6 tRNA genes and 2 rRNA genes are annotated in these 951 nt (G+C 47.0%); all 8 read right to left on the bottom strand.

Annotation, left to right across the window (positions count from 1 at the left end):
* Positions 1 to 65: 65 nt before the first annotated feature.
* Positions 66 to 140: transfer RNA gene (locus ACXVYO_RS00005), tRNA-Gln, on the bottom strand.
* Between the two features lie 65 nt (positions 141 to 205).
* Positions 206 to 289 (bottom strand) — tRNA-Tyr (locus ACXVYO_RS00010).
* A gap of 17 nt (positions 290 to 306) precedes the next feature.
* Positions 307 to 382: transfer RNA gene (locus ACXVYO_RS00015), tRNA-Val, on the bottom strand.
* A 5-nt stretch (positions 383 to 387) separates the two neighbouring features.
* Positions 388 to 462: transfer RNA gene (locus tag ACXVYO_RS00020), tRNA-Glu, on the bottom strand.
* A 20-nt stretch (positions 463 to 482) separates the two neighbouring features.
* A tRNA-Thr gene (locus ACXVYO_RS00025) sits at positions 483 to 555 on the bottom strand.
* Between the two features lie 4 nt (positions 556 to 559).
* Positions 560 to 634: transfer RNA gene (locus ACXVYO_RS00030), tRNA-Asn, on the bottom strand.
* A gap of 9 nt (positions 635 to 643) precedes the next feature.
* Positions 644 to 759: ribosomal RNA gene (gene rrf, locus ACXVYO_RS00035) — 5S ribosomal RNA — on the bottom strand.
* A 90-nt stretch (positions 760 to 849) separates the two neighbouring features.
* Positions 850 to 951, bottom strand: a 23S ribosomal RNA gene (locus ACXVYO_RS00040); the annotation flags it as partial.

A 951-nucleotide genomic window follows, 5' to 3' on the forward strand; every position in this document is an offset into this window, starting at 1 on the left:
ATTCGAACCTTCGACCCTCTGATTAAAAGTCAGATGCTCTACCAACTGAGCTAATGGCTCGTAAATGGCTGGGCTAGCTGGATTCGAACCAGCGCATGACGGAGTCAAAGTCCGTTGCCTTACCGCTTGGCTATAGCCCATTAATATTTACTAGTATGGTTATCTTTTCAAAAAAATAAACCCTCTCAGGTTATTTTAAAGAAAATGGTGGAGGGGGGCAGATTCGAACTGCCGAACCCGAAGGAGCGGATTTACAGTCCGCCGCGTTTAGCCACTTCGCTACCCCTCCGACATTTAAAATATATATGGTGGAGGATGACGGGATCGAACCGCCGACCCCCTGCTTGTAAGGCAGGTGCTCTCCCAGCTGAGCTAATCCTCCAAAAGTGGTGACCCGTACGGGATTCGAACCCGTGTTACCGCCGTGAAAGGGCGGTGTCTTAACCACTTGACCAACGGGCCAAAAATTCAAAACTTTTCCAAGCTTCCAACCGGGGTTGAACCGGTGACCTCTTCCTTACCATGGAAGTACTCTACCAGCTGAGCTATGGAAGCATAATGGCTCCGCAGGTAGGAATCGAACCTACGACCGATCGGTTAACAGCCGATAGCTCTACCGCTGAGCTACTGCGGAATAATACAAGCCTGGCAACGTCCTACTCTCACAGGGACAAGGTCCCAACTACCATCGGCGCTAGAGAGCTTAACTTCCGTGTTCGGTATGGGAACGGGTGTGACCTCTCTGCAATCATTACCAGACTTTTATCATTATACACATTCTTTTCAGAATGTCAAAAGGAATTTTAATATATATTCCTTCAAAACTAGATAACATTTGCTACATATTATATGGTTAAGTCCTCGATCTATTAGTATTCGTCAGCTCCACATGTCACCATGCTTCCACCTCGAACCTATCAACCTGATCATCTTTCAGGGATCTTACTAGCT

The organism is Bacillus sp. BC08 (assembly GCF_054326875.1).